This is a genomic window from Schaalia odontolytica, assembly GCF_009730335.1.
Classification (GTDB): domain Bacteria; phylum Actinomycetota; class Actinomycetes; order Actinomycetales; family Actinomycetaceae; genus Pauljensenia; species Pauljensenia dentiphila.
Genome location: NZ_CP046315.1, coordinates 1,603,042 through 1,628,620, shown reverse-complemented (window position 1 = coordinate 1,628,620; position 25,579 = coordinate 1,603,042). Strand labels below are relative to the sequence as shown.

Sequence of the window (25,579 nt, the reverse complement as noted above, 5' to 3'; positions counted from 1 at the left end):
TCACTTGCCTTCCGGCAGGTGGTAGAAGCCGTCCTCGCCGAGGCGGGCGTTCGGATCCAGCAGGATCGCGGCCTCGACCTCGTGAGCGTCACCGGCAACGCCCGCAGCCGGGTCGTCGGGCAGGCGACGACCCTCCACCGACGTGAACAGCGGGGCGTGGCCCAGCATGCCCATCTCAATGTGACGCTGGCCGTTGCGCAGGCGACGATCCGACGCGGCACGCCACGCCTCGAGGCGCTCGCGTCCGGCCTTGCGCTCCACGATGGCCTCGAAGGCGGCCGGATTGACCAGCGCCAGGAAGCCGGAGACATGGCCGAAGCCGAGCGAGGTCGCGAACGCCGCACGCACCGGTCCACGAGAGGACAGGTTGAGCGGGGAACGCAGCCACACGAGCGGGCTGTACTTCTCCATCGCGTCGTCGACGCAGTCCAGCGCGACGTTCGCGGGGATCAGACCTGTGCGGAACACGTCGATGATGCCGCCCACCTGGAACACGCAGGCGCCACCCTTCGCGTGACCCGTGAGGGTCTTCTGCGAGATGACCAGCAACGGGTTACCGGGGGTGCGGCCCAGCGCCGTGCCGACGCGGGTGTGCAGATCGGACTCGTTGGGGTCGTTGGCGTTCGTGGACGTGTCGTGCTTGGACACGAAGGCTACGTCGTCGATGCCCACGCCGAGTTCGGCGAGGTTGCGGGCGATGACCGAGTCACGTCCGCCGCGCGCCACCGCGAGGGCACCCAGGCCGGGGGCCGGAATCGAGGTGTGCGCGCCGTCGCTGAAGGTCTGCGCGTGGGCCACGACAGCCAGGACCGGCAGGTTCATGTCGAGCGCTACCGACGCGCGGGTGAGCAGCACGGTGCCGCCGCCCTGCGCCTCGACGAAGCCGCCACGGCGGCGGTCGTTAGCGCGCGAGACGAAGCGCGGGGAGATACCGCGAGCGAGCAGCTCGTTGGAGATCGCCGTCGCATTCATCGCGCCGAAGCCCACGATCGACTCCACCTGGATGTCGTCGATCGCGCCGGCCACGACGAAGTCCGCCTTGCCAGCCTTGATCTTGTCGAGGCCCTCCTCGATGGACACCGCGGCGGTCGCGCAGGCGCCGACCGGATTGATCATCGAGCCGTAGCCGCCCACGTAGGACTGCATGGTGTGTGCAGCCACGACGTTGGGCAGGGTCTCCTGCAGGATGTCCTGCGGGTAATCCTCGCCCAGGAAGCGGTCGACGAAGAGCTTGTGCATCGAGCGCATGCCACCGAAGCCGGTGCCCTGCGTGGAGGCCACGGTCGCCGGGTGGACGACGCGCAGCAGCTCGGCGGGGCTGAAGCCAGCAGACACGAACGCGTCCACGGCGGAGACCAGGTTCCACACGGCGATCGGGTCGATCGAATCCAGCATCGAGGCCGGGATGCCCCAGCGAGCCGGGTCAAAGTCCGTCGGGAACAGGCCGCCGATGCGGCGGTTCAGCGTCGCGCGACGCGGCACGCGCACCTGGGCGCCGGCCTTGCGAGTCACCTGCCACTCACCGAACGCGGTCTGCTCGATGACAGTGAACTGCGGGTCAGCCTCGGCGTAGGAGCCTGCCTCGGCCTCGTCCTCGACCGTGAAGGTGATGTCGCGGTCCAGGAAGACCATCGCGGACTCGGGCGTGTAGCCGTCGTGCAGCGGGCCATCGTCGTGGAAGAAGCGCACGCCGGAGCGGGCCACGACCTCGTCGCGGTAGCGATCGAAGATCTCCGACTCGGGCACCAGCTGGTCGTCCTTGTCGTACCAGCCGCCCACCGGGGTGTCCGACCAGGTCAGCAGGCCGGTCATCCACGCCAGCTCGAGCACGCCCGCGGGGGTGAGCTCGACGGAGCCGTCGGTGTGGATACCGAGCTCGGCCTGGACGCGGGTACGGGCGCTGCCCCACGGGCCGACCTCGCCGTGACCGACGATGACGACCGTGTCGGCCAGCGACGCGGTGGTGCCACCCCACTGCGAGGGATCGACGTGCGGCACGGTGACCTGCGAGGGCGAGGGCAGCGCGGAGACGGTCGCGATCGGCTGCTCAGCAGGGGGAGTGGGGATGGCGGCATCGGCCTGAGCGCGCAGCGCACGCAGGTCGATGGAGGAGTCCAGGCCGCCGGTCAGGTCGGCGTCCACCGGGGCGGTGGCAGCCTGCGCGCGCACCTCGGCGCTCGACAGGTTGAGCAGCTGCTCGGCCATTTCTTCGGTCGACCAGGTGCGAACACCCGCGGACTCGACGGCGGCGACCATCGGGTCGTTGCCGCCCATGAGGCCGGTGCCACGCACCCAACCGATACGGGGGTGTGCGATCGAGACGCGCGAGCCCCAGATCGGCTCGGCCGCCCAGCGGGTTGCGATGGCGTCGAAGGAGGCCTTCGCCTCGGCGTACGCGCCGTCGCCACCGAAGATGCCGCGGTTTGGGGAACCGGGCAGCACGACGTGCAGGCGGTGGTCGGCGTGCGTGTCGGACCCGATCGCGCACAGGCCGGCGATGGAACGCTCGACGCTCCACAGCAGCAGGCGCATCTGGTTCTCAGAGGCCGGGCCCGCGTCGGCCAGCGTGCCGGAAACGCGCGGAGCAGCGAACGGGTAGAACAGCGTCGGGACCAGGGCTTCCTTCGTTACCTTCACGTCGGCACCCACGGACTTCGTCTGCTCGGTGCCGATCCATTCCACGAGCGCGTCAACGTCGCGGTAGGAGGCCAGGTTCGCGGGAACCAGCCAGAGCTTCGCACCGCCAGCGGCGTGCGTGCGGTAGAGCTCCTTGGCGAAATCCAGGCGCGATGCGGAGATCGACGAGGAGGTCGCGATGACCGTCGCGCCACCGGCGAGCAGGCCGCCCACGACCGCGCCACCGATGGAGGCGGGGGTCATGCCGGTGACCACGGCGACGTCGTTCGCGTAGGGAAGGTCCTCGGAGGAAGACAGCGCGTCGGCCGCGATCTGCTCGAGTCGAGCCGCGCGTTCGTGATCGCCCTCAGCGCGCAGGCTGTTCGCCCAGTACGAGGCCTGCTCGGCCACCGCGCGGCCGGTGCCCACGAAGGACGCGCCCTCGGCGAGCGTGCCTTCGGCGACGTAACGGGCGACGTCCTCACGGGCGGATGCCCAGCGGTCGTCCAGCAGGACGGCGCGTGCGGCGTCGAAGCGAGGCTCGACCAGGTCGACCCAGCCCGAACCCAGCTCGGCGGCGACGGCGTCGATGACGCGCGCGTCGTCGGAGGAGTCCTCGCCGGTGGGGGCGGGGGCGTTCAGACCCAGCTCGGACAGGATCGTGCGAGCGGTCTTGGCCAGGACGCCGTCCTCACCCGTCACGGATGCGGCGTAGGCGTCCAGCGCGGCGGAGTCAACGACGCCGCCACCGGACGCGCCACCGGCGCTCGGCAGGGACACGGCGATACCTTCGCGAGCAGCGACGGATGCCACGGCAGCATCGATGAGGGCATCGACGCCGGCGGCGTTCGTCGGGGCTTCCAGCGGCAGGGTGGCCAGATCGCCGTCGCGGGTCGAGGCGCCCTCACGGGTGCCCAGGACGATCTCGGCGGTGACGTGGTGGGCCCAGCCGGGTCCCAGCTGCCACGTGCCGGTGACGCGGTCGGCGATGTGGCCGGCCTTGACGCCGGCGGCGCCGAACAGCTTGCGCGTGCGCTCCTTGACGGCCTCAGCCAGGACCGGGCCGAAGGGCTTGTAGCCCTTGGCGGCCTTGTCGACCGTCGCAGACAGCGTGGCCACGTCGGCCTCGCCGGCGCCGTCGATGGAGTTCAGGCCGAGCTCGGAGGACATATCCATGAGCAGCTGGTTACGGCGCGAGGACACGCCGTTGGTCAGCGACTCGGTCGTGTCGGTGGCGCCGACCTCGTCGATGCGAATCTTCGCGGACAGCGCCAGCAGGGCGACGATGGCGGAGGACGCTGTGAAGGGCAGGTCCGCGACGTCGGCTCCCGAGGGGCCACCGGTCGGGGCAGCGGGGGCGGGGGCCGGAGCGGCCTCGGCGGCGGGGGTAGCCGGGGCAGGCGCGGGAGCAGCGTCGGCAGCGGGAGCCGCCGGGGTGATCTCCTCGTCCTCTTCGTCCTCGATCACGGCGACGTCGGTCGCGTAGACGCGGGGCTCGTCGCGCTGGACGTTGAACACGTCGACGCGAGAGAGCGCGAACTCGGGCGCGAGCAGGGTGCGGGAGGCCAGGTTGGCCAGGGTCGGGGCGGCGCCGAGGCCGACCTCGATGACCTGATCGACGCCCAGGCCGGCAACGCCTGGGGCAGCTTCTTCGGTCGACAGCAGTACGCGCTGCGTCTCGATCCAGCGCACCGGGGAGGCGAACTGCCAGCACAGCAGCTCGATGAGCAGCGTGCGGGTCAGGACACCCGGGTTGGCCAGGGCGGCGTCCCACGCGCCTTCCGTCTCGAGCAGCTCGCGCACCGTCTCGGAGGGAACCACGTCGAGGATGGACTGAGCGAACTCGCGGGTGAGCTCGAAGGGACGCGCCACCAGGTTGGGGATGTAGCGGCCCACGAGCTTCGCGGGGTCGATCTCGGCGGGGATACGCTCGTCGAGCTTCGTACGGAAGTCCGCCACGCCGCTGCGCAGGACAGTGGAGTGGAAGGGCACGTCGATGCCGGGAACGTACATGAAGGGACGCTTGCCACCGTGCTCGGCGGCGCGCTTGGCGGCGTCCTCCTCGAGGGCCTTCAGGCCCGCGACCGTACCGGCGACGGCGTACTGCTGGCCGGCCAGGTTGAAGTTGACGATCTGGAGGAACTCACCCGATGCCTGAGCGATCGACTCGACGTACTCCACGACGTGAGCGTCGTCGATGCCGAACTGGTTCGGGCGCAGGGCACCCATGCGGTAGTTCGAACGGCCGTTCTCGTCGCGGGGCACGAGCGAGTGCATCGTGGAACCGCGCTGGAAGACCAAGTCGAGGACGGTTTCGAGGGGGAAGACCTCGGCGTATGCGGCCAGAGCGTCGTACTCGCCGAGCGAGTGACCGGCGAAGGCGGCACCAGGAACCAGGACACCCTCTTCGCGCATGCGGGCCGTCTGGCCGATAGCCAGTGTCGCGAGCGCAACCTGCGTGAACTGGGTGAGGTTCAGGACACCTTCGGGGTGACGGTAGGTCACGCCGCGCGCCACGATCTCGGTTGGGTTGTCGCGCACGATCGCCAGGATGGAGAAGCCCATTGCCGAGCGGGTGTGCGCATCGGCGCGGCGCCAGACCTCGTCCACAGCCTTGGACTTGGTGCGCTCGTCCAGACCCATGCCGGCGCTCTGGATGCCCTGGCCGGGGTAGACGTAGGCGACCTTCGGGGCGAAGGTGTAGGCCGACGCACGCGAGACGACCTGCTTGTTGATGCGGCAGGTGACCTCGAGGGACAGACCGCCACCGACGACGCGACCCACACGCTCGACGGTGATCTCAACCTCGTCGTTCAGGTCGACGGTGCCGTACATGTAGTACGTCCAGCCGGCGATCTGAGCGCCGCCCTGACCGGCGACAACGGCCTCAGCCGCGTGCTGAGCGGTCGCCGACAGCCACATCCCGTGCACCAGAGGCGCGTCCATGCCAGCGACCTTGGCGGCCGCGTAGGAGGTGTGGATCGGGTTGTAGTCGCCCGAGACGATCGCAAAGGGCGTCATGTCGTCTGGAGCCTTGACGGTCACGCGGCGCAGGACCGATCGGGGACTGTCGACGACTTCGATGTTCGCGCCGCCGAAGGGTGCGGCCTCGGAGGGTGCGCGGTTGCTGGTGGCGCGGCCGCGGATCGCGAAGCGCTCCTGAGTGGAGCCCACATACTCGCCGTTCGCGCTCAGCTCGAGGGCGACCGTGACGATACGTCCGGAGGAGGACTCGTTGACGGCGGCCACGTGGCTCGTCACATCGATCGTTGTGATGCCGCGCTCGAGCATCTGCTCGGGCGTGTACTCCAGCGTGATCGAGTGATCGAGGTGGACCGCGTTGAGCAGACCCTCGATGACCGGATAGTCGTTGTGGATGGCCGAACCCAACGCCGCGTAGATCGCCGGCCAGGCGGGGCCGAGCAGCGCGTCGGGCGCCCAGGCAGCCAGCTCGTAGCTGGCGGGAAGGGCAGCGCCCGTGGCCTCTGCGTGGTCGAAGCCCAGGGTGGGGGCCAGCGTGAAGGAGTAGTGTGCCTCGCCGAAGACGGACTTGGCGGAGGGAACCATGACGGGCAGAGCGTCCACGGTGTCACCAGCGACGGACACGGAGGTCACGCCGGCGGTCGCCGCGAGCATCGCGTACATGTGCTGGGGCAGCTTGGCCTCGTCGATGACCGGGACCGCGCCGTCCTCGCCGGATAGAACCAGCGGGAAGACCAGCTCGCGCACCGCGTGCTTCTCGGCACCGCGAGGGTCGTTGTCCCACGCAGTGTCGAGGTGGATGACCATGTCCACGCCGGTGTCGGTCGGGTTCAGGGACACGCGATCCTCGTCGAGGATGGAGGCCGGGTTGGTCATGAGGTGGCCGGTCCACGAGATGAAGGGGACCTTGCGCAGCCATTCCTCGCGGGTGGCGGCGGGCTTACCGTTACCCAGGCGCGAGGCGACGGGCGTCGCGACGGCACCGGAGGCAGCAAGCCGATCGGCTGCTGCGGCCTCGAAGCGACCCAGGAGGGAAGCGACGGGCTCGTCGACGCGGTCGATGCCGGCCACGGAGACGGGGCCGGGGATGATGCGGACCTGGTCGGCGGTGTAGCGCTCGTCCTGCGCCTGCCACAGGCAGTCCTGGCCCCACCAGCGGATGAGGTCGTCGTCCAGGATCGGGACGAAGGGCATCGGCTTCGGGTAGGAGCGGCACAGGGCCGGGAACCAGGCAGCGTCGATGGGGGTGACGTGCGTCGTCGCGGCGTTCGGGTAGGCGGCCATCAGGCGGTCGGCCGCGGCGTGCGCGTCGGCCACGTCCTCGACGGTCGGGAACAGGGTTTCGACCTCGCCGTGATCCACGGGCGCCAGACGCGCCTCGACGCGCTGGAGGAGGTCGTGGAAGCGGATCTGCCACGTGGGATCAACCCACGGGTAGGACAGGTCGGCGAAGCGGCGCACCCACGCCTCGTAGGTCATCTCTTCGAGGTCACCGAAGTAGGGCTTGGCCGTGTGGGAGAGGATCTCGACGATCTCGTCCTTGCGGGCGCGCACCTGGGCGCCGTCGGAGCCGATGTCGGCGATGATGCGCGCAGCTGCGGCCGCGGCGTTGGAGACCTCGTGCATGTCGGCGCGCAGGTGCGACAGGCCGGAGGTCATGCCGCCGCGGGTCACGCCCTCGCCGACCCAGCCGCCCAGCTCGTCGTTGTCGGGCACACCCGGCGTGGCCACGAGGAGTTCCTTGACCGCCTTAGTGGTGTGTGCTTCCTTCGTGGTCATCGCGGCGGTGCCCACGAGGACGCCGTCGACGGGCATGGGTGGGCGGCCGTAGCGAGCCGACCAGTCGCCGGTGAGGAAGTCAGCGGCGCGCTCGGGGGTGCCGATGCCGCCGCCCACGGTCAGGACGATGTTGGACTGGGCGCGCAGCTGAGCGTAGGTGGCCAGCAGGAGGTCGGACAGGTCCTCCCAGGAGTGGTGGCCGCCGGAGTGGCCGTCCTCGACCTGGACGATGACCTTGATCGGGTCGGCCTCGCGAGCGATAGCGATGACCTTGCGGATCTGGTCAACCGTGCCGGGCTTGAAGGCCACGTAGGGGAAGCCGTCGGCGCGCAGCTGCGCGATGAGAGCCAGGGCCTCGTCCTGTTCGGGGATACCCGCGGAGATAACGACGCCGTCGATGGGGGCGCCGGACGCGCGCGAACGCGACACGATGCGAGCCTGACCGAACTGGAGGTTCCACAGGTAGCGGTCCAGGAACATGGAGTTGAACTCGGCGGTGTGGCCGGGGCGCAGCTGGGCACGCAGGCCCGCCAGGTTCTCGTTGTAGACCTCTTCGGTGACCTGGCCACCGCCGGCCATTTCGGCCCAGAAACCGGCGTTTGCGGCAGCCGCGACGATCTCCGGATCGACGGTCGTCGGCGTCATGCCGGCCAGGAGGACGGGGGAGCGGCCGGTCAGGCGCGAGAAGGCGGTGTCAACGACGGTCTTGCCGTCGGGGAGGGTTACGAGGCTGGGGCGCAGGTACGACCAGTCGGTGCCGGGTTCGGGGGCCCAGCCGGGGGTCGCGGCCTTGTCGCGGTCGGAGGCGGTGCCTGCGGGGACGACGCCAACGCCGGTGCCCTCGACGAGGGCGTGGGTCATGCGAACCGTCGTGGCGCCCGGGCCCATGTCGATGATCCAGGTCGCACCGGACTCGGCGGCCGCGCGGATCTGGGAGGGCCAGTCCACGGGCGTCGTGAGCACGGCGGCGCCCAGGGAGTGGGCCAGCTCGGCGTCGATACCGCACTGGGCGGCCCACTCGTCCACGAGGGCGAGAGCGTCGGTGAGCATGGGGGAGTGGAAGGGCACGTACACCGGCAGGTATTCGCACACGGGGGTCAGCGGGCGGCCACCGCGCTCGTGGGTGTCGTGCGCGGCCTTGTCCTTGGCGGCGGCGCGCTCGATGGCTGCAACGAGGGACGCCAGGTCGTTCGGGGCGCCCGACACAACGTGCGTGTCGGTGTCGTTGCGCAGAGCGATCGAGAGGGGATACGAGGTCGACGGCAGGGAGTCGATGATGCGTCCGAGGAGAGCGTCAGACACGCCGCGCACGGACACCATGTAGGTCGCGTCGCCGGCGTGCGGGGCGCGAGCGCGGCGCGTGATGCGAGCGGCGGCCGCGCCGATCAGACGAGCGAGCGCGAACACGGAGGCAGCCCGCGCCTCGTCCCCGGCGATCCACGCGCGGGCAATCTCCACGCCGAGCACGCCCTGGGAGTGACCCTCAAACGCGGTGGGCTGGTTGGCGACGATGTTCAGGCCGGCGCGCGTCAGATCGATGAGCGCACCGAGCTGGGCGGCGACGATACCGGGAACCGACAGGGCGGCCTCGTCCGGGCCGGCCACGTCGCGGGTCACAGCCGCAGACTCGGGAGCGGCAGGCAGCTCGAAGGGGAGGGAAGCAACCGACTGGGTGGCCAGCGAGCGGCGCACGGGGGAGAGTACCTGGTCCGAGGCCTTGATAACGCCGGCGACGATCTCGGCGATCTCGGGATCGCGAGCAATCTCGTCGAGGGCGGCGCGCCATGGGGTGGCCTGACCTGCAAAGGTCAGCGCGTAGGGGGTCTCATTCAGAGAGGACACAAACGACATGTTCTTACTTTCCTTCGGGGATAATTCTTCTCAAACGACGCCGGTCACAGAGGGCCGTTATCGTGACGCTTGACGTGGGGTGCACGCTGGTCCTTCGTGGCCAGCAGGTGCAGGGAATCGATGATGGTCTGGCGGGTATCGGCGGGAGCGATGATGCCGTCGAGCTGGCCCGAGGACACGGAGATCTCGGGGTTGACGGTCTCCTCCTCGTAGCGGGCCACAAGCTCGGCCTTCGTCTCCTCGAAGGTCCCGTTCTCGCGGGCGGCAGCAAGCTCGCGGCGGTACATGATCGACGCCGCGCCCTCCGCGCCCATGACGGCAATCTGAGCGTCGGGCCACGCGAACGCCAGGTCCGCGCCGATCGACTTCGACCCCATCACGATGTAGGCGCCGCCGTAGGCCTTACGCAGGATGACGGTCACCATCGGCACGGTTGCGTTCGCGTAGGCAACGATCACCTTCGCGCCGCGGCGGATGATGCCCGCCTGCTCCTGCTCGGTGCCCGGACGGTAGCCGGGAACGTCCACGAAGGTGACGATCGGCAGGCCGAACGCGTCGCAGAAACGCACGAAGCGGGCCGCCTTCTCCGAGGCATCCACGTCGAGCGTGCCAGCATCGTTCATCGGCTGGTTTGCCACGATGCCCACCGACTGGCCATCGACACACGCGAAACCGATCGTCACGTTGGGAGCGAACAGGTCCTGAATCTCCACGTACTCACCGTGATCGACGAGCGAACGCACCACGTCGCGCACGTCGTAGGGCTGACGCGCCGACGTCGGAACCAGGTCGGCAACCGCGCGGGCCGCAGCCTCGTCCTCGGGATTGGGAATGTACTCGTACTTGGGGGGAGCGACCTCGCATGAGGAAGGCAGATAGTCCAGCAGGGACCGCACGTAGTCGATCGCCTCTTCCTCGGTGTCGGCCATGTGGTGGGCGACACCCGACTGGAAGTTGTGGATCGGTGCGCCGCCGAGCTCGTCGAGCGTGACCTTCTCACCGGTCGTCGCGGCGACGACGTCCGGGCCCGTCACGAACATGTGCGAATTCTCGCGCGTCATGACGATGAAGTCGGTGAGGGCCGGCTGATACACGGCGCCACCGGCGCAGGGCCCCAGGATGATCGAAATCTGGGGAACCAGGCCCGAGGCCTCGCACGTTTTCTTGAAGATGCGGCCGTACTGGGCGAGGGCGACGACGCCCTCCTGGATGCGGGCTCCGCCCGAATCCTGAATTCCGACGATCGGAATGCGCATGCGGATGCCCCGGTCGATCAGGTCGACGATCTTGTCGCCCTCGACCTTGCCCAGGGTGCCACCGAGCACCGAGAAATCCTGCGCGTAGGCGGCGACCATCCGCCCCTGCACGCGACCGAAACCGGCGGCCACAGCTGAACCGATCCGACCTTCGCGCACAGAACCACCGATGAACTGACCGACTTCGTGCCACACGCCGTCGTCGAAGAAGAGAGACAGACGCTCACGCGCCGTCAGCTTCTTCTTTGCGTGCTGGCGCTGGGCGGCCTTCTCTTCGGCGGCCTGAGCGATCGCGTCCTGGGCCTGAATAAACCCGTCACGCGTGAGCGGGCTGGGGGTGCTCATTCTGCCTCCTCTTCTGTGGCGATGTTAGCGATGCGAGTCCCGGCGGTCACGGTGTCGCCCTGCTTGATCGACAGGGACCTGACGGTGCCCGCGCGCGGGGCCAGCAGCGGCTTTTCCATCTTCATGGCCTCGAGGACGGCCACGAGCTGGCCTTCCTCGACCTGGTCACCCTCGGACACGGCCAGCGCGACGACGATCGCCTGCATGGGAGCGACGATGTCGCCGGGGGCGCCCTGGTGCGGGCCAGCCTGAATGGCGGACGAACCCGCGCGACGCGGGGCCGAGCGCAGCGGCTGGGGCGGACGAGGGGCAGCTGCCGCAGGCGCGTTGAACATGCCGGCCGGCAGAGTCAGAGACACGCGGCGCCCATCCAGCTCGATGATGTAGGTCTGACGCGGCAGGTCGGCCGTCGACGAGGCCTCGGCGGGCACAGCCAGGTCCGAGTAGTCGTGCGTGGGCATGAACGTCGTCTCGAACCAGCGCGTGGAGATGTTGAAGCCGCCGACGCCGCAGAAGTCGGGATCGTTGATGATGTCCTGGTAGACGGGAACCGGAGTGGCCACGCCCTGCACCGAGAACTCCGCCAGCGCGCGGCGCGAACGGGCCAGCGCCTGCTCGCGATCCGCGCCGGTGACGATGATCTTGGCGATCATGGAATCGAAGGCGGTCTGCACGGAGTCGCCCTGATCGATGCCCAGCTCCAGACGGATGCCGGGGCCCAGGGGCCAGTGCACCTCGTCGAGGCGGCCTGCCGTGGGGGTCAGGTCCTTCGACGGGTCCTCAGAGGTCACGCGGAACTCGAAGGAATGGCCGCGAGGCTCCGGGGGAGTAGTCAGCGGCAGGCCCTGCGCGATACGAATCTGCTCGCGCACCAGGTCGATGCCCGTGACTTCCTCGGACACGGGGTGCTCGACCTGCAGACGCGGGTTGACCTCGAGGAACCAGATGTTGCCGTCGGGCTCGAGCAGGAACTCCACCGTGCCCACGCCCACGTAGTCGACGTGCTCGAACAGTGCGCGCGACGCATTCACGAGGGTCTCGTGCGCACCCTCAGGCAGGAACGGGGCGGGAGCCTCCTCGACCAGCTTCTGGTTGCGACGCTGCACCGAGCAGTCACGGGTCGAGATGACGTGGAAGTTACCGTGCGTGTCGCGCGCCGACTGCGTCTCGACGTGACGGGCGACCTCAACAAAACGCTCGACGAAGTGAGCGCCCAGGTCGGAAGCGTCCGTGTGACGCGCGAAGAACAGGTCGAGGTCGGCCTGCGAGCGGATGATGCTGATGCCTCGGCCGCCGCCGCCGTCGGCGCGCTTGAGCACCACGGGGTAACCGGCGGAGGCGATGAACGCTTCGACTTCCTCGCGCGAGGTCACGGGTTCGGACACACCGGGGACGGGAGCCACGCCGCACGCCTCTGCCACACGGCGGGCCTTGATCTTGTCGCCCAGCGCGTCGATGACGGAAGACGCGGGGCCGAGCCACGCGATACCTGCATCCTCGACAGCCCGTGCAAACTCGGAGTTCTCCGAGAGGAACCCGTAGCCGGGATGAATCGCATCCGCACCCGTCTCCAGAGCGATCGCCAGGATCTTCTCACCGTTCAAATACGTCGACGCTGCATCGTCGCCACCGAGGGACAGGGCCTCGTCGGCCTCGCGTGTATGAGGCGCGGCCATATCCTGATCGGCGTAGACCGCGATTGTTGCGATACCCATGTCGGTGGCCGTGCGGCACACGCGCAGAGCGATCTCGCCACGGTTGGCGACGAGGATTCGATTAATTGTTCGCACGCTTCTCCTTGGTGTCGTGAACAGTTGTCAGAGGTAATCCGGTTGCCAGGACATCTCCGGCGTTAATGTCGTGAGTGCGGCCATCGTCAGTGGCCACGAGGAGGGAGCCGGTCGGGCTCAGCCCCAGGGCAACGCCTTCCATCGCCGGGTGACCATTCGGATCCGTGGGCTTCGCGAGCGCGATGCGCGTCCCCAGGAGCGGCAGGGCGTTCGCGGCCTCGTCAGCCAGCCCGCAATCGTGCGCGTTTCCATGGGTGACGAGGCCTCGGATGCGAGAGTCGAGTCCGGTGAGGATCTGCGCGAGCAGGGTGTGGGAGACGGAAGTGGGATCGGCTCCGGCCTCGGCGTCACCTTCGGCGTACAGGGAGGTGGCCTGCGGCGTAGCGAGATGATCGGAGTCCTGGGCGATGTTGATGCCGTAGCCGAGGATCGCGCTCGTCGTAAACGGGGACGAGGCCGGGGCGAGCTGCGCGAGGATGCCGCAGATCTTGCGCGCTCCGTCGACGAGCACGTCGTTGGGCCACTTGAGAGAGACGGTGTGTCCGACGGGCGTCAGACGGGGGGACAGTGCGTCGCGCACGGAGAGCGCACACGCGTGCACGAGCCAGCCGAGCATCTTGGTGGGAAACGAGGTGGGGAGGGAGACGATGGTGGAGGCGAGGAGGGCCTGACCATCCGGGGTTGTCCACGTGCGCCCAAGGCGGCCGCGGCCCGCGCTCTGACGGTCGGCGATGATCGTCGTGAGGTGGGGAGTGGGGGTCGTCGTGTCGGCGAGGAGGGTTGCTGCGAGGTCGAGGGTGGAGGACGTGTCGCTGACGTGATAGACGGGGGAGTGAACGCCCGCAATGGGAATGCGTGCTGCGCGCTGCATGCCACCTCCTGTCGGGTCTTCCTTGTGTTTGACAGGGGAGATAATCCTCCCCGAGTACTTCAAAGTTTGTCTTAAAAATCAAACCTACGCATGCGTTTCTTAAAAACTGCAACAGTTTTCGGCAAATCACTACGGATCCGTAACCAACGCGGAACCCTTGCGAGGAGTGGGAGCGGAGAAATCCTGACAAAAGGCGCTGAGATGAGGATCACCGACCCGTGCGTCCCGCTGGGTGGCTCACTGGCGCGCGCAGGGTCGGTACCATAGGAGGGAACACGCGCGCGAGGGCGCGCCCCAAACCACCCGAACGGAGTAACGTGGCGGAGTTTATTTATCAGATGATCAAGGCTCGCAAGGCCATCGGTGACAAGGTCATTCTCGACGATGTCACCATGAGCTTCTTCCCGGGCGCCAAGATCGGTATGGTCGGTCCGAACGGTGCCGGTAAGTCCTCGATCCTGAAGATTATGGCTGGCCTGGATGAGCCCAGCAACGGCGAGGCTCGCCTGACCCCCGGTTACACGGTCGGCATCCTCATGCAGGAACCCGTTCTCGACGAGACCAAGACCGTCATTGAAAACGTGCGACTGGGTGCCGCTGACATCTTCGGCAAGCTCGCCCGCTTCAATGAGATCTCCGAAGAGATGGCGAATCCTGACGCCGACTTCGACGCCCTGATGGAGGAGATGGGTAAGCTCCAGACCGAGATCGACGCCGCCAACGCGTGGGACATCGACTCTCAGCTTGATCAAGCGATGGACGCGCTGCGCTGCCCGCCGCCGGACCAGCCGGTGTCCGTCCTCTCCGGCGGTGAGCGCCGCCGCGTGGCGCTGTGCAAGCTCCTCATTGAGGCTCCCGACCTGCTGCTGCTCGACGAGCCCACGAACCACCTCGACGCCGAGAGCGTGCTCTGGCTCGAGAAGCATCTCGCGTCCTACCCGGGCGCGGTCATTGCCGTCACCCACGACCGTTACTTCCTCGACCATGTCGCTGGCTGGATCGCCGAGGTTGATCGCGGCCACCTCTACCCCTACGAGGGCAACTACTCAACCTACCTGGAGACGAAGGAAAAGCGTCTGTCCGTTCAGGGGCAGAAGGATGCCAAGATGGCCAAGCGTCTGAAGGAAGAACTCGAGTGGGTTCGCTCTAACGCGAAGGGCCGCCAGGCCAAGTCGAAGGCCCGTCTGGCCCGCTACGAGGAGATGGCTGCTGAGGCCGAGCGCACGCGCAAGCTCGACTTTGAGGAAATCCAGATTCCGCCGGGTCCGCGCCTGGGTAGCGTCGTCATCGAGGCGAAGGATCTCCAGAAGGGCTTTGGCGATCGCTCGCTGATCAATGGTCTGTCCTTCTCCCTGCCCCGTAACGGTATCGTCGGCGTCATCGGCCCGAACGGCGTCGGTAAGACCACGCTCTTCAAGACGATCGTCGGCCTCGAGCCTCTCGATGGCGGCGAGCTGACGATCGGCGAGACCGTCAAAATCAGCTACGTCGACCAGTCGCGCGCCGGCATCGACCCGGACAAGACCCTGTGGGAGGTCGTCTCGGACGGCCTGGACTTCATTCAGGTCGGCAACGTGGAAATGCCCTCGCGTGCCTACGTCTCCGCCTTTGGTTTCAAGGGTCCGGACCAGCAGAAGCCGGCCGGCGTTCTGTCCGGCGGTGAGCGTAACCGCCTGAACCTGGCTCTCACCCTTAAGCAGGGCGGCAACCTCCTGCTGCTGGATGAGCCGACCAACGACCTCGACGTCGAGACCCTCGGCTCGCTGGAGAATGCCCTTCTGGCGTTCCCCGGCTGTGCTGTCGTCGTTACTCACGACCGCTGGTTCCTTGACCGCGTGGCCACCCACATCCTCGCGTGGGAGGGCACTGAAGAGGCGCCCGACAACTGGTACTGGTTCGAAGGCAACTTCGAGGCGTATGAGAAGAACAAGGTGGCCCGCCTGGGCGAGGCTGCCGCGAACCCGCATCGCGTGACGCACCGCAAGCTCACGCGCGATTGATTCGCGCAGTATGAGGGGGAGGGCCTAGCGGTCCTCCCCCTCATCGTGTCTATTGGTGGATTCGGTGTGCGGTATCGCGTCGTGGGTGCCAGCCTGAGTCAATAGTTTGACAGAGCGTTGGGTTGTAGCCCTGCGTTGTGGAATGTGCTCTTGTCAGCGGTTGTTCTCTCGAGAATTTCTCGTGTTATGGATCCCACTTGCCTTTTGCGCAGGTCACATCTAGTATGTGATGTGAATCGCAAACTTCTGACCGCGCGAAAGGGGCTCCGATGGCGATTGAACAAGCGCTCATCGACGCGCTGGGTGGACACCTCAATATCGTCGAGGTAGAACCCTGCACGATGCGAATTCGTATCCAGGTGAAATCTCAAAGAGATGTCGATGAGGCGGCGCTGCGCGTAGATGGTGTACTGGCTGTCGTACGTTCCGGCAACGTTGTTCAAATCGTGTGTGGAGCTGAGTCTGACGATGTGGCTGCTGCGATGATCTCAACCCTTGAGAGCGTGGCCCATGACACGCCCTCGGAGTCTTTGTCGCAGCGCGTCCACGCCTAGTATTAAAGGTGTCATCAGCCCACAACGTAGAAGGCTTTCTTGTGGATACTTACGCACCCGCATCTGACAACATCGATGAGCTGCGCCGTATCGCCGATGCTAATGGCGTAGCCACCGGATTCTGGGATTGGTACGGGAATTGGGTGGACATCAGCGCGTCTACTCTTCTGAGGGTCCTTGGTGCTCTCGGGCTGCCTCTCGACGAATCCTCCACGGTGGGCGATGTGCACGAGGCTCTGCGCCTGACCGAAGAACGCGAATGGTGCTGCACCCTTCCGCCGACGATCGTCGCCCGCCAGGGCGGCGGCTACATGTTCCCTGTGCACGTACCGGACGGCTCCTGGGTGAACGTCCAGTGGGTGCTGGAGGATGGTCGGAAGGGCTCGTGTGATCAGGTGGATCGCTACGTTCCTCCGCGCATGATCGATGGTGCGCTCGTCGGACGTGCGACCTTTGACGTGCCTCACTGGCTGCCGCTCGGCTGGCACCGCCTCATCGCGACGGTTGAGGGTGGCCACGTAGAGTCTGCAACCCTGATCATCGTTCCCAACACGCTCTCGCTGCCGCTCCTGGAGTCCTCTCGTCGTGCGTGGGGTGTTAACGCGCAGCTGTACTCGACGCGTTCGGCTTCTTCGTGGGGCATTGGTGACGCAGCAGATCTTGCTGACCTGGCGGCTATCTGTGCTGACAAGGGCGCGGATTTCCTGCTGATTAACCCGGTACACGCATCCCAGCCTGTTTCTCCGCTGGAGACGTCGCCGTACCTGCCGGTGTCGCGGCGGTGGCTCAACCAGATCTACGTTCGCCCCGAGTCCATTGAGGAATACGCGGCGCTGCCGCAGTCCGCGCGCGAGGCCATCGAGCAGCTGCGCGAGGAGACGCGCCAGTTCGCAAGCCGCGAGGACCTGATCGACCGTGATCGTGCGTGGGATGCCAAGCGCAAGGCGCTTGAGATCATCTTCGCCGTGCCGCGCTCTTACCACCGCCAGTCCCAGTTCGATCATTTCGTCGAAGAAGGCGGATCCGAGCTGTCGAACTATGCGCTGTGGTGTGCTCTCGTCGAGCGCGAGGGCACGATCGAGCTGCCTGACGACCTTGCTCGTTCGTCTGCGCCTCGCGTCGAGATGGAACGCCTCGAGCTCGCCGACCGTGTTGACTTCTACCAGTGGTGCCAGTGGGTCGTCGCCGAACAGCTTGGGCACGCCCAGCAGGTGGCGCGCGAGGTCGGCATGGAGATCGGCATCATGGCTGATCTGGCAGTCGGCGTGCACGGCTACGGTTCCGAAAAGTGGAGCCGGCCGGAGCTCTTTGCCAGCGGCATGAGCGTGGGTGCTCCGCCGGACGTCTACTCCCAGCAGGGCCAGAACTGGTCGCAGCCGCCGTGGTCGCCGCGTAGCCTCGCGGAGTCGGGTTACCTGCCGCTGCGCGACATGGTCCGCGCTGCGCTGGCGAACGCCGGTGCGGTGCGCATCGACCACATCCTGGGTATGTTCCGCCTCTGGTGGATCCCGGACGGTTGCGTTCCCGCCGAAGGTACGTACGTGTACTACGATCACGAGGCCATGATGGGCGTCATCCTGCTGGAGGCCCAGCGTGCGGGTGCCGTCGTCATCGGCGAGGATCTGGGCGTCGTGGAGCCGTGGGTGCGTGATTACCTGCGCGACCGAGGTGTTCTCGGCACCTCCGTTGTGTGGTTCGAAAAGGAGGGTGGCGGTTGGCCGCTGCGTCCCGAGCACTACCGTGATCGTGCTCTAGCAGCCGTCAATATCCATGACTTGCCGCCCACGCTCGGCTACATCCGCGGCATTCAGACGACGCTGCGTTCCGAGCTCGGCCTGCTGACGGACGACATCGAGACGGTTCGCGCGGGCGATCGCCTTGAACTCGAACGGGTCACCGCGCGACTGCATGAGTACGGCTGCATCGACGGCGCAGAACCCAGCGAGCGGGAAACCGTTGAGGCTCTGTACCGCTACGTCGCGAAGACCCCGTCGAAGCTGGTCGTCGCCTCCCTCGTGGATGCGGTCGGGGACGTGCGCCCGCAGAACATGCCGGGCACGGGTGCTGACCTGTACCCGAACTGGTGCGTGCCGCTGTGCGATTCCGATGGCGAAGAAGTCGCGATCGAGGACCTCCCCACGGACGAGCGCCTGACCTCTCTGTTCGCGCTGCTGCGCGGGACCGTCCGCTGACGGACTCAGATACGCTGAACAAGTGAACCCCGCGACCCGAAAGGGCCGTGGGGTTCATGCATACGGTCGGTGTTCAGTCACCATCGGAAAGAGAAAACAGCGGATCGAGAATCCCCGCCGTGGGCAGTGCTTCATCGAACTCGGGAGAAACCGGCTCTCCGGGAGGGCTGACGACGATGACCGGTACGCAGGGGGACAGACCTGCCGCGCGGACGGGTCCGAGGTCCCAGTGGATGAGAGGAGCGCCCGCGTCGACGATGTCTCCCTCCTCGACGAGGGGAGCAAAGCCTCGGCCGCGCAGGCCGACGGTGTCGATGCCCAGATGAATGAGGATCGAGGGCCCGCGCGTGGAGGTGATAATTGCCGCGTGCGATTTGAGCTTGGTGACCACTCCGTTGATGGGAGAGTGAACGGTCACGCACGTGCAATCGGCTTCCGGCAGGAGCGCGCGGCCATCCCCGACGACGCCACTGGCGAAGACGGGATCCGGTACCTCGGAGAGGGGCAGGACGTGCGCAGCGAAAGGCGCACGGACGAGAAAGCTCACCGGCTCGCGTTCATCTGCTCGACGAGGTCCTCGGAGTCGGGGCCCATGACGACCTGCACGGCGTCACCAACGATGACGACATCGAAGGCTCCGGCTTCGCGCAGCTTGGCCTCGTCGATGAGGTCCGTGTTGGCTACGTCCAGGCGGATACGCGTAATGCACGCCTCGAGATTGGAGATGTTGTCCCAGCCGCCCAGGGCCTCGACGAGGGTCGTTGCGGTGTCCATGGTGTCCTCCTTGGCTCAGTCACCGAAACCGTTGCGGTTTGCCTCACACTTATGGTATCGCGACCGTGCACGAATGGGCACACTTGCAGCGACCGAGCGCATCACATTATGAGATGGTCGGGGAGGCGCTTGAACCTCGGATGCGGGCTGCCGGAGTGAAGGTCATCGCGATGCCTGCGCCGACAGCGAGTGCGGTGAACAGATACATCGCAGCCTCGATTCCGGTGTGGGCGGCAACGATGCCGGCTACGAATGAACCGAGGGGCATGACGCCCCAGACCGCGAAGCGAAAGATCGCGTTCATGCGACCGAGCATGTCGGGCGGACAGATTTCCTGGCGCAGGCTCATCTGGGTGACGTTGTAGATCGTCAGGAAGTAGGAGGAGATGACGCCAGCGGCAGCAATGATCCATGCGGCTGCAGTGGGAACGTGCACGGAGGCTGGCTGGACCGCGAGAATAACGACGCCGCCGATATTGGTGATGGCGATGCAGCGCCCGATGCCCAGGCGTGAGATCCACAGAGGTCGCGTGAGTGCACCGAGTATCCCACCAATTGCGCCCGCGCTGAGGAGGAGTCCGAGCTGTGTCGCGCTCATCCCGAGGGTGCGTAGCACGAGGATGGGCAGGAGGACTTGAACGCCCGCTCCGGCGAATGCGGCGCACGCGATGCAGGCGAAGAGTGGGAAGAGGAGGCGTTGCCCGCGTACGAAAGAGAGCCCCTCGAGGATCTGAGAGCGAAGGGGGGCATCGGAGTGGGCTGGACGAGGCTCGGGTGTGCGGATGCGCCAGATCGCCCATGTGGAGCAGACGTAGGTGGACGCCGTCAGCAGGTACGCCAGGGGAGGGGCGATAACACCGAGAAGCCATCCGCCAAGTCCTGGGCCACCCGCGCGTCCTACCTGATAGGACGCCTCGAGTCGCCCGTTGGCTGCCCCGATATAGCGCTTCGAGGCGATCATGGGAACGTAGGACTGATAGGCGACGTCGAAGAAGACGGTGGACAGACCCAGGAGCGCCGCGACGACCATGAGGTGGGTGAGAGCCAGCGAGGAGAACACGTAGGCGATTGGGATGGACACGAGGGCTGCGATGCGTGCGAGGTTTGCGGCGATCATGACGCGGCGCTTGCGCCATCCGTCGACCCACGCACCCGCCGGTAGACCGACGAGGAGGAACGCGAGGGTTTGCAGGCCAGACAGTATGCCGATCTGCGTTTCGGTCGCGTGCAGGACGGTGATCGCGATGGCCGAGGTGGCCAGCGTGCCGACCTGGAAGCCCACCTGTGCGGCGGTTTGCCCTGCCCACAGGTGCATGAAGGCGGAGTTACGGGTGAGGGGATGGTGCAGCCAGCGCTGCAGTGATCCGCTCACCGTGCATCGCCGAGGCCTTGGCCCCCACTCGGATCATCCGATGTTAGGCCGGTGGCGCGGAGAGCCCAGGCCAGGCCGTCTTCGGAGACAGAGGGGGCGACGATATCCGCTACGTCTACGAGGGCCTCGCAGTCGTCCCCGATGCTGATGCCGACCGCTGCCGTTGCCACGGCCTCGACGTCGTTGTTGGAGTCGCCAAGCGCGACGGTATGAGAGAGCGGAATGCCCACGTGCTCGCAGATGGCACGGATGCCGACTGCTTTCGACAGATGCGCCGGAACGACCTCGAAGGGGACGTAGCCTGCGGCGCCAACGGAGCCGATGATTGCGCGGTAGCCGTCCGGTAGGGCTGCTGTCACTCTCTCCATCGATGCTTTCTCGGGCGGGACATATGCTGTGACCTTGGTGAATGCGCCGCTGTTGATGTCCGTGATAAAGGGGGTGATCGACTGGGCGTATTCGATCCAGTCTTCTGGATGCTTGCCCGCGCGGGGGACGAAGAAATCGAGGTATCCCTCGCTGGGTCCCATCTGGTCGGGGCCCTGCCAGATGTAGAAGGCGTCGAGCTCCTGCCACAGGGCAGTCAACATGCCGACATGCTCGCGGGGCATGCGCTCGTCAACGAGCACCCGGTCCCCGACGGAGGCGTACCCTCCGGCTCCGCCGACGAGCCCCTCGAAGCCGACGTCCCAAAAGCGCGTGTAGACCTCGGGCGCGGAGCGCCCCGTGCACGCGAAGAGCAGGTGACCGCGGTTCCTGACCTGTGCCAGGGCCTCAAGCGCCGATCCTGGAATCCGCTGGCGAGAATCGCACAGGGTTCCGTCGATGTCGACAAACACAGCGTGGGGAGACGCGGATTCGTTCTCGACGTGCGTGGGGACCTCGGTGTCAGTCATGGGATCTATCTTATCCCAGGGCGAATAAGGCCTTGCGCATGCAGAACACGCCGCGCAAACGACAAATCATGCGCACGGTCGATTGGAAGGGAACCCCATGGTCCACACTGGAACCATCGACGATACCCGCGATGGAGCACGAAAGGCAGTTCACGACGATGGAACATTCAGCACTGACGGACGCCAACGACCTCACCCTCCTGCAAGCCGCGGCGCTTCTCTCGGGTTCGAGCGCCTGGGACTCCCGCCCGCTCCCCGCGGCGGGCGTTCCCTCCTTCGTGATGAGCGACGGTCCCCACGGTGTTCGTCGCCAGCTCGGGGACGCTGATCACCTGGGAATCGCGGAGTCCGAGAAAGCGACCTGCTTCCCGACGGCCTCCGCTGTCGCGGCCACGTGGAACCCGGAGCTGGCGCGCGACATGGGCGAGGCGCTGGGGCTGGAAGCGCGAGGCCTCGGTGTCGACGTCTTGCTCGGTCCCGGCCTTAACATCAAGCGTTCGCCGCTGTGCGGGCGTAACTTCGAGTACTTCTCCGAAGACCCGATCCTGGCCGGTCGCATGGCCGCCGGCCTCGTCGAAGGAATCCAATCCACGGGTACCGCAGCCTGCCCCAAGCACTTCGCCGTCAACTCACAGGAACTGCGCCGCATGGCGTCGGATTCCATCGTGGATGAGCGCACGATGCGCGAGATTTACCTGACCGGCTTCGAGATCGTCTGCCGAGAGGCTAAGCCGCGGGCGATCATGAGCTCCTACAACCTCGTCAACGGCACGTACGCGCACGAAAACAAGCACCTGCTGACCGACATCTTGCGCACCGAGTGGGGCTTCGATGGCATGGTCGTCTCCGACTGGGGTGGTTCGAACAGCGCTGTCGAGGCCGCGCGCGCCGGCGGAAGCCTTGAGATGCCCGCCCCCGGCCTGGCGGGTGCTCGCCAGATCGTAGCGGCCGTCGAGGCGGGACAGTTGGATGCGGCCGACGTCTACGCGCGCGCCCAGGAAGTCCTCAACGTCGCGAGCGCGAGTGCCGGCTTGCCTGCGCCCAGGCCCTATGACCTCGGGCAGCACCACGAGCTGGCTACGCGCATTGCCTCCGAGGCGATCACCCTCCTGCGTAACGAGGAGGATCTCCTGCCCTTGAGCGCCGGCACGAGCGTCGCCCTTATCGGCGATCTTGCTGACACTCCGCGCTTTCAGGGATCGGGTTCCTCCCAGGTCAACCCCACTCGTGTGGAGGCTCCGCGCGAACTGCTTGAAGCCGGGGGAGAGGGCGCACGAGGCCTCGTTCTCGAGGGATATGCGAGCGGGTATGAGCGCCACGGCGGTACGAGTGACGCTCTCATCGCCGAGGCCGTGGCCCTCGCCGAGCGCGCCGACGTGGCGCTTGTCTACGTCGGTCTCGACGAGCTGGCCGAATCCGAAGGCCTGGACCGCCCCCACATGCGTCTGCCCGAGGGCCAGGATCGCCTCATCCAGGCTGTCGTAGCAGCCAATCCGCACACCGTCGTCGTTCTGACCGGTGGCGCAAGCGTCGAGATGCCGTGGGTATCGTCCGTGCCCGCGCTCGTGAACGGTTACCTGACCGGGCAGGGAGGCGCCTGCGCAATGCTGGACGTCCTGACGGGCGTCGTCAATCCGTCGGGACGCCTGGCCGAAACATACGCGCTCTCCTACGAGGACCACCCGACCTCCGCCTGGTACCCGGCGACCGGCCCGCTCTCGTACTACCGCGAAGGCCCGTTCGTCGGCTACCGCTACTTCACGACCGCGGGCATCGACGTTGCCTTCCCCTTCGGCTACGGCCTGTCGTACTCGAGCTTTGAATACTCCGACCTTGCCGTGAACGAGGAGGGGGTGACCCTCACGGTCACCAACACCTCTGCGCGTGACGGTGCCGAGGTTGTCCAGCTCTACGTGAGCGCACCCGGTGGTGTGTTCGGTCCTGCACGCGAGCTCAAGGGTTTCGCAAAAGTCGAGGTTGGCGCCGGAGCATCGGTGAGCGTGACGATTCCCTTCGACTGCTACACGTTCCGGCACTGGGAGACGTCGCGCGCAGCCTGGGAAACCGAGGCAGGAACCTGGACGATCCACGTGGGACGCAATGTCTCCGATACGCCGTTGAGTGCCACCGTCGAGGTCGAAGGAACCATGCCCTCGCCGATAGACCCTGCCCTTGGCCATTACCTGAGCGCCGACGTTACTGGCATCACCAACGGCGAGTTCGCCGTCCTGCTGGGACGGACGATCCCGACGGCTTACCCCGCGGACGACCTCGTTGCCTCCGACCCGCTGTCCGAGATGACGCGCGCGAAGACCTGGCTTGCCCGCGTCGCCGGACGCAAGCTTCATGCCCTGAAAGCGAAGGCGGACGCGAAGGGAAGCCCGGACCTTAACATCCTTTTCATCCTCAACATGCCTTTCCGAGCCATCGCGAAGATGAGCAATGGAGCCGCCAGCTCGGACATGGTGGATGCGATCCTCCTCGCCGTGAACGGACACCCCCTGTGGGGCCTCACCCGAGCCGCCCTCGGCTTTATCTCCAACGCCCGCGCCAATAAGGCCACCCAGCGCGAACTCGACCAGACCCGATGACGCGGCCTCGGCCTCGTACAACACACTGACGTAAAGGAATACACATGCAGGCTCTTACCCGGTGGTGGAAGAATTTCGAATCCATGCACCCGACGGTCGCGCAGTTCATCGTCTTCTTCATCCTCTCCAACGGCATTACGGTGCTGCAGCTGGTTCTCATGCCGGCGTTCAAGGTGGTTTTCGCGCACACGAGCCTCGTCGATACGGCCTTCCAGTTCCTGCCGGTCGGCGTCTCGCACGGGCACACGGTGTTCCTCTTTGACTACCCGGCCGGTTTGATGTCGGTGGGCGGGGGCGGCGGCCTCGCGTACTTCCTTGCCGTCGAGATCACCCTGCTGATCGCCCAGGTCATCAATTTTTTTGCACAGCGCAACGTCACCTTCAAGTCCAACTCGTCGATGGGTAAGGCCGCCTTCTGGTACGCGGTGGCCTACGTCGTCATCACGATCGCGGCGGCTGCCCTTCAGGTCCTCTACAAGGACCCGATCTACGCGTGGGCCATTGCGACGATGGGCGCGGGCGGTGAAACCTTCGCCGATGTCATCACGATGATCATCAACGCCGCCATCTCCTTCTGGGTGTTCTTCCCCATCTTTAAAGTGATCTTCAAGCAGGAACCCTCTCAGGAGGACGCGCAGGTCAGCGCAGCACAGTAAACTACTGGCAGACTTCACGAGAGGAGACTCCATGAGCGCGCCGCTGCTGACGGTGATCGTGCCCGCCTACAACTCCGAGGATTACCTCGACCGGGCGCTGACCACGCTCGTCGGATACGGCGACGAACTCGAGGCGATCATCGTCAACGACGGATCGAAGGACCGCACTACGGAGATTGCCGACGAGTGGGCCGCTCGCTACCCCTCCGTAAAGGTCATCCACCAGGAAAACAAGGGTCACGGCGGTGCCGTCAACGCCGGCCTCGCCGCCGCCACCGGCACGCACGTGCGCGTCGTCGACTCCGATGACTGGCTGGACCGACGTGCCACAAACGCCGTTCTCGACGTCCTGCGCGAGGAACGCGAGGCCGGGCGCGACCTGGACCTGCTCGTTACCAACTACGTCTACGACAAGCAGGGAAAGTCGGTCAAGGCAGTCATCCGTTACCGTAACGTTCTGCCTCGCGGCCGCAGCTTCGGTTGGGCGGACCTGCGCCGCTGCCGCTACGACCAGTACCTCATGATGCACGCCCTGACGATGCGCACGGAGGTCGTGCGAGCCTCCGGTCTGGTGATGCCCGAGCACACGTTCTACGTGGACTACCTGTACTCGTTCGTGCCGCTGCCCTACATTTCGACGATCCGCTACCTGGACGTGGACCTGTACCACTACTTCATCGGCCGTGACGATCAGTCCGTCAACGAGAAGGTCATGATCACGCGCCTGGATCAGCTTGCCCGTGTCAATGAGGCGATGACCCGTGCGCTGCCTCCGCGCGCTGAGGTCGAGGACAAGCTCTGGCGCTACATGGTCCACTACCTGCGCATCAACGCCGTCGTCTGCTCCGTCATGGCTCAGCTCTCGGGCACGCCCGAGCACCTGGCGCTCAAGGAACAGATCTGGGAGACCATGGACCAGATCAACCCCGAGGCCACGGATCGCCTGCGCCAGGATCTGCTCGCCGGCCTCGTGCGCCATGCGTCGCCGACGCTTGTGCGCGGCGGCTACAAGGTCGCGGCGGCGCTCCTCGGCTTCAACTGAGCGCGCTGCGCC

The 25,579-nt window shown here is 66.5% G+C and carries 14 protein-coding genes; 6 read left to right on the top strand and 8 right to left on the bottom strand.

The features are described from left to right. The 4 genes from FOC40_RS07065 to FOC40_RS07050 are packed head-to-tail and all read right to left on the bottom strand — an operon-like array spanning position 1 to position 13,490. The gene (locus FOC40_RS07065) at positions 1-9,228 is read right to left on the bottom strand and encodes a type I polyketide synthase (RefSeq protein WP_155844127.1); all 9,228 of its coding nucleotides are present in this window, start codon (positions 9,226-9,228) and stop codon (positions 1-3) included. Between the two features lie 44 nt (positions 9,229-9,272). Next, positions 9,273-10,829 (bottom strand): acyl-CoA carboxylase subunit beta, encoded by a 1,557-nt coding sequence (locus FOC40_RS07060; protein ID WP_003795222.1) that lies wholly within the window; start codon positions 10,827-10,829, stop codon positions 9,273-9,275. Further along, positions 10,826-12,619 (bottom strand): acetyl/propionyl/methylcrotonyl-CoA carboxylase subunit alpha, encoded by a 1,794-nt coding sequence (locus FOC40_RS07055; protein WP_039929356.1) that lies wholly within the window; start codon positions 12,617-12,619, stop codon positions 10,826-10,828. Before FOC40_RS07055 ends, FOC40_RS07060 begins: the two co-directional genes overlap by 4 nt. Further along, the gene (locus FOC40_RS07050; protein ID WP_003795226.1) at positions 12,606-13,490 is read right to left on the bottom strand and encodes a biotin--[acetyl-CoA-carboxylase] ligase; all 885 of its coding nucleotides are present in this window, start codon (positions 13,488-13,490) and stop codon (positions 12,606-12,608) included. The genes FOC40_RS07055 and FOC40_RS07050 overlap by 14 nt, the downstream gene beginning before the upstream one ends. A 317-nt stretch (positions 13,491-13,807) precedes the next feature. Between FOC40_RS07050 and ettA the strand changes: the two genes are divergently transcribed. The 3 genes from ettA (at position 13,808) to malQ (ending at position 18,236) form a co-directional block, all read left to right on the top strand. Then, positions 13,808-15,490: an energy-dependent translational throttle protein EttA gene (ettA, locus tag FOC40_RS07045; protein WP_003795229.1), complete on the top strand. Its 1,683-nt coding sequence runs from the start codon at positions 13,808-13,810 to the stop codon at positions 15,488-15,490. A 269-nt stretch (positions 15,491-15,759) separates the two neighbouring features. Beyond that, on the top strand, positions 15,760-16,044 hold the full coding sequence (locus FOC40_RS07040; protein WP_003795230.1) for a PTS transporter subunit EIIB: 285 nt from the start codon (positions 15,760-15,762) through the stop codon (positions 16,042-16,044). 41 nt (positions 16,045-16,085) lie between these two features. Then, positions 16,086-18,236: a 4-alpha-glucanotransferase gene (malQ, locus tag FOC40_RS07035; protein ID WP_003795231.1), complete on the top strand. Its 2,151-nt coding sequence runs from the start codon at positions 16,086-16,088 to the stop codon at positions 18,234-18,236. Between the two features lie 73 nt (positions 18,237-18,309). Here the strand turns inward: malQ and FOC40_RS07030 are convergent, their stop codons facing one another. From FOC40_RS07030 to FOC40_RS07015, 4 genes are all read right to left on the bottom strand, one after another. After that, positions 18,310-18,783 carry a PTS sugar transporter subunit IIA gene (locus FOC40_RS07030; protein WP_003795233.1) on the bottom strand — a complete coding sequence of 158 codons (474 nt, stop codon included), beginning with the start codon at positions 18,781-18,783 and terminating at the stop codon, positions 18,310-18,312. Continuing rightward, positions 18,780-19,010, bottom strand: coding sequence for a glucose PTS transporter subunit EIIB (locus FOC40_RS07025; RefSeq protein WP_003795235.1), 231 nt, complete (start codon positions 19,008-19,010; stop codon positions 18,780-18,782). Before FOC40_RS07025 ends, FOC40_RS07030 begins: the two co-directional genes overlap by 4 nt. A gap of 106 nt (positions 19,011-19,116) precedes the next feature. Beyond that, on the bottom strand, positions 19,117-20,325 hold the full coding sequence (locus FOC40_RS07020; protein WP_003795240.1) for an MFS transporter: 1,209 nt from the start codon (positions 20,323-20,325) through the stop codon (positions 19,117-19,119). A gap of 53 nt (positions 20,326-20,378) precedes the next feature. Beyond that, positions 20,379-21,278 carry an HAD hydrolase family protein gene (locus FOC40_RS07015; RefSeq protein ID WP_003795242.1) on the bottom strand — a complete coding sequence of 300 codons (900 nt, stop codon included), beginning with the start codon at positions 21,276-21,278 and terminating at the stop codon, positions 20,379-20,381. 131 nt (positions 21,279-21,409) lie between these two features. Between FOC40_RS07015 and FOC40_RS07010 the strand changes: the two genes are divergently transcribed. The 3 genes from FOC40_RS07010 to FOC40_RS07000 are packed head-to-tail and all read left to right on the top strand — an operon-like array spanning position 21,410 to position 25,567. After that, positions 21,410-23,869 (top strand): glycoside hydrolase family 3 protein, encoded by a 2,460-nt coding sequence (locus FOC40_RS07010; protein WP_003795243.1) that lies wholly within the window; start codon positions 21,410-21,412, stop codon positions 23,867-23,869. A 44-nt stretch (positions 23,870-23,913) separates the two neighbouring features. Further along, positions 23,914-24,525 (top strand): hypothetical protein, encoded by a 612-nt coding sequence (locus tag FOC40_RS07005; RefSeq protein ID WP_003795246.1) that lies wholly within the window; start codon positions 23,914-23,916, stop codon positions 24,523-24,525. A gap of 31 nt (positions 24,526-24,556) precedes the next feature. Beyond that, positions 24,557-25,567: a glycosyltransferase family 2 protein gene (locus tag FOC40_RS07000; protein WP_003795247.1), complete on the top strand. Its 1,011-nt coding sequence runs from the start codon at positions 24,557-24,559 to the stop codon at positions 25,565-25,567. Positions 25,568-25,579 lie beyond the last annotated feature (12 nt).

What these genes read in the sequence shown, in the direction of transcription:
- FOC40_RS07010 (WP_003795243.1), top strand. Translation starts at nt 21,410, where the DNA reads ATGGAGCACGAAAGGCAGTTCACGACGATGGAACATTCAGCACTGACG.
- FOC40_RS07005 (WP_003795246.1), top strand. Translation starts at nt 23,914, where the DNA reads ATGCAGGCTCTTACCCGGTGGTGGAAGAATTTCGAATCCATGCACCCG.
- FOC40_RS07025 (WP_003795235.1), bottom strand. Translation starts at nt 19,010, where the DNA reads ATGGACACCGCAACGACCCTCGTCGAGGCCCTGGGCGGCTGGGACAAC.
- FOC40_RS07020 (WP_003795240.1), bottom strand. Translation starts at nt 20,325, where the DNA reads ATGCACCTGTGGGCAGGGCAAACCGCCGCACAGGTGGGCTTCCAGGTC.
- FOC40_RS07060 (WP_003795222.1), bottom strand. Translation starts at nt 10,829, where the DNA reads ATGAGCACCCCCAGCCCGCTCACGCGTGACGGGTTTATTCAGGCCCAG.
- FOC40_RS07050 (WP_003795226.1), bottom strand. Translation starts at nt 13,490, where the DNA reads ATGCAGCGCGCAGCACGCATTCCCATTGCGGGCGTTCACTCCCCCGTC.
- FOC40_RS07000 (WP_003795247.1), top strand. Translation starts at nt 24,557, where the DNA reads ATGAGCGCGCCGCTGCTGACGGTGATCGTGCCCGCCTACAACTCCGAG.
- FOC40_RS07065 (WP_155844127.1), bottom strand. Translation starts at nt 9,228, where the DNA reads ATGTCGTTTGTGTCCTCTCTGAATGAGACCCCCTACGCGCTGACCTTT.
- FOC40_RS07015 (WP_003795242.1), bottom strand. Translation starts at nt 21,278, where the DNA reads ATGACTGACACCGAGGTCCCCACGCACGTCGAGAACGAATCCGCGTCT.
- FOC40_RS07040 (WP_003795230.1), top strand. Translation starts at nt 15,760, where the DNA reads ATGGCGATTGAACAAGCGCTCATCGACGCGCTGGGTGGACACCTCAAT.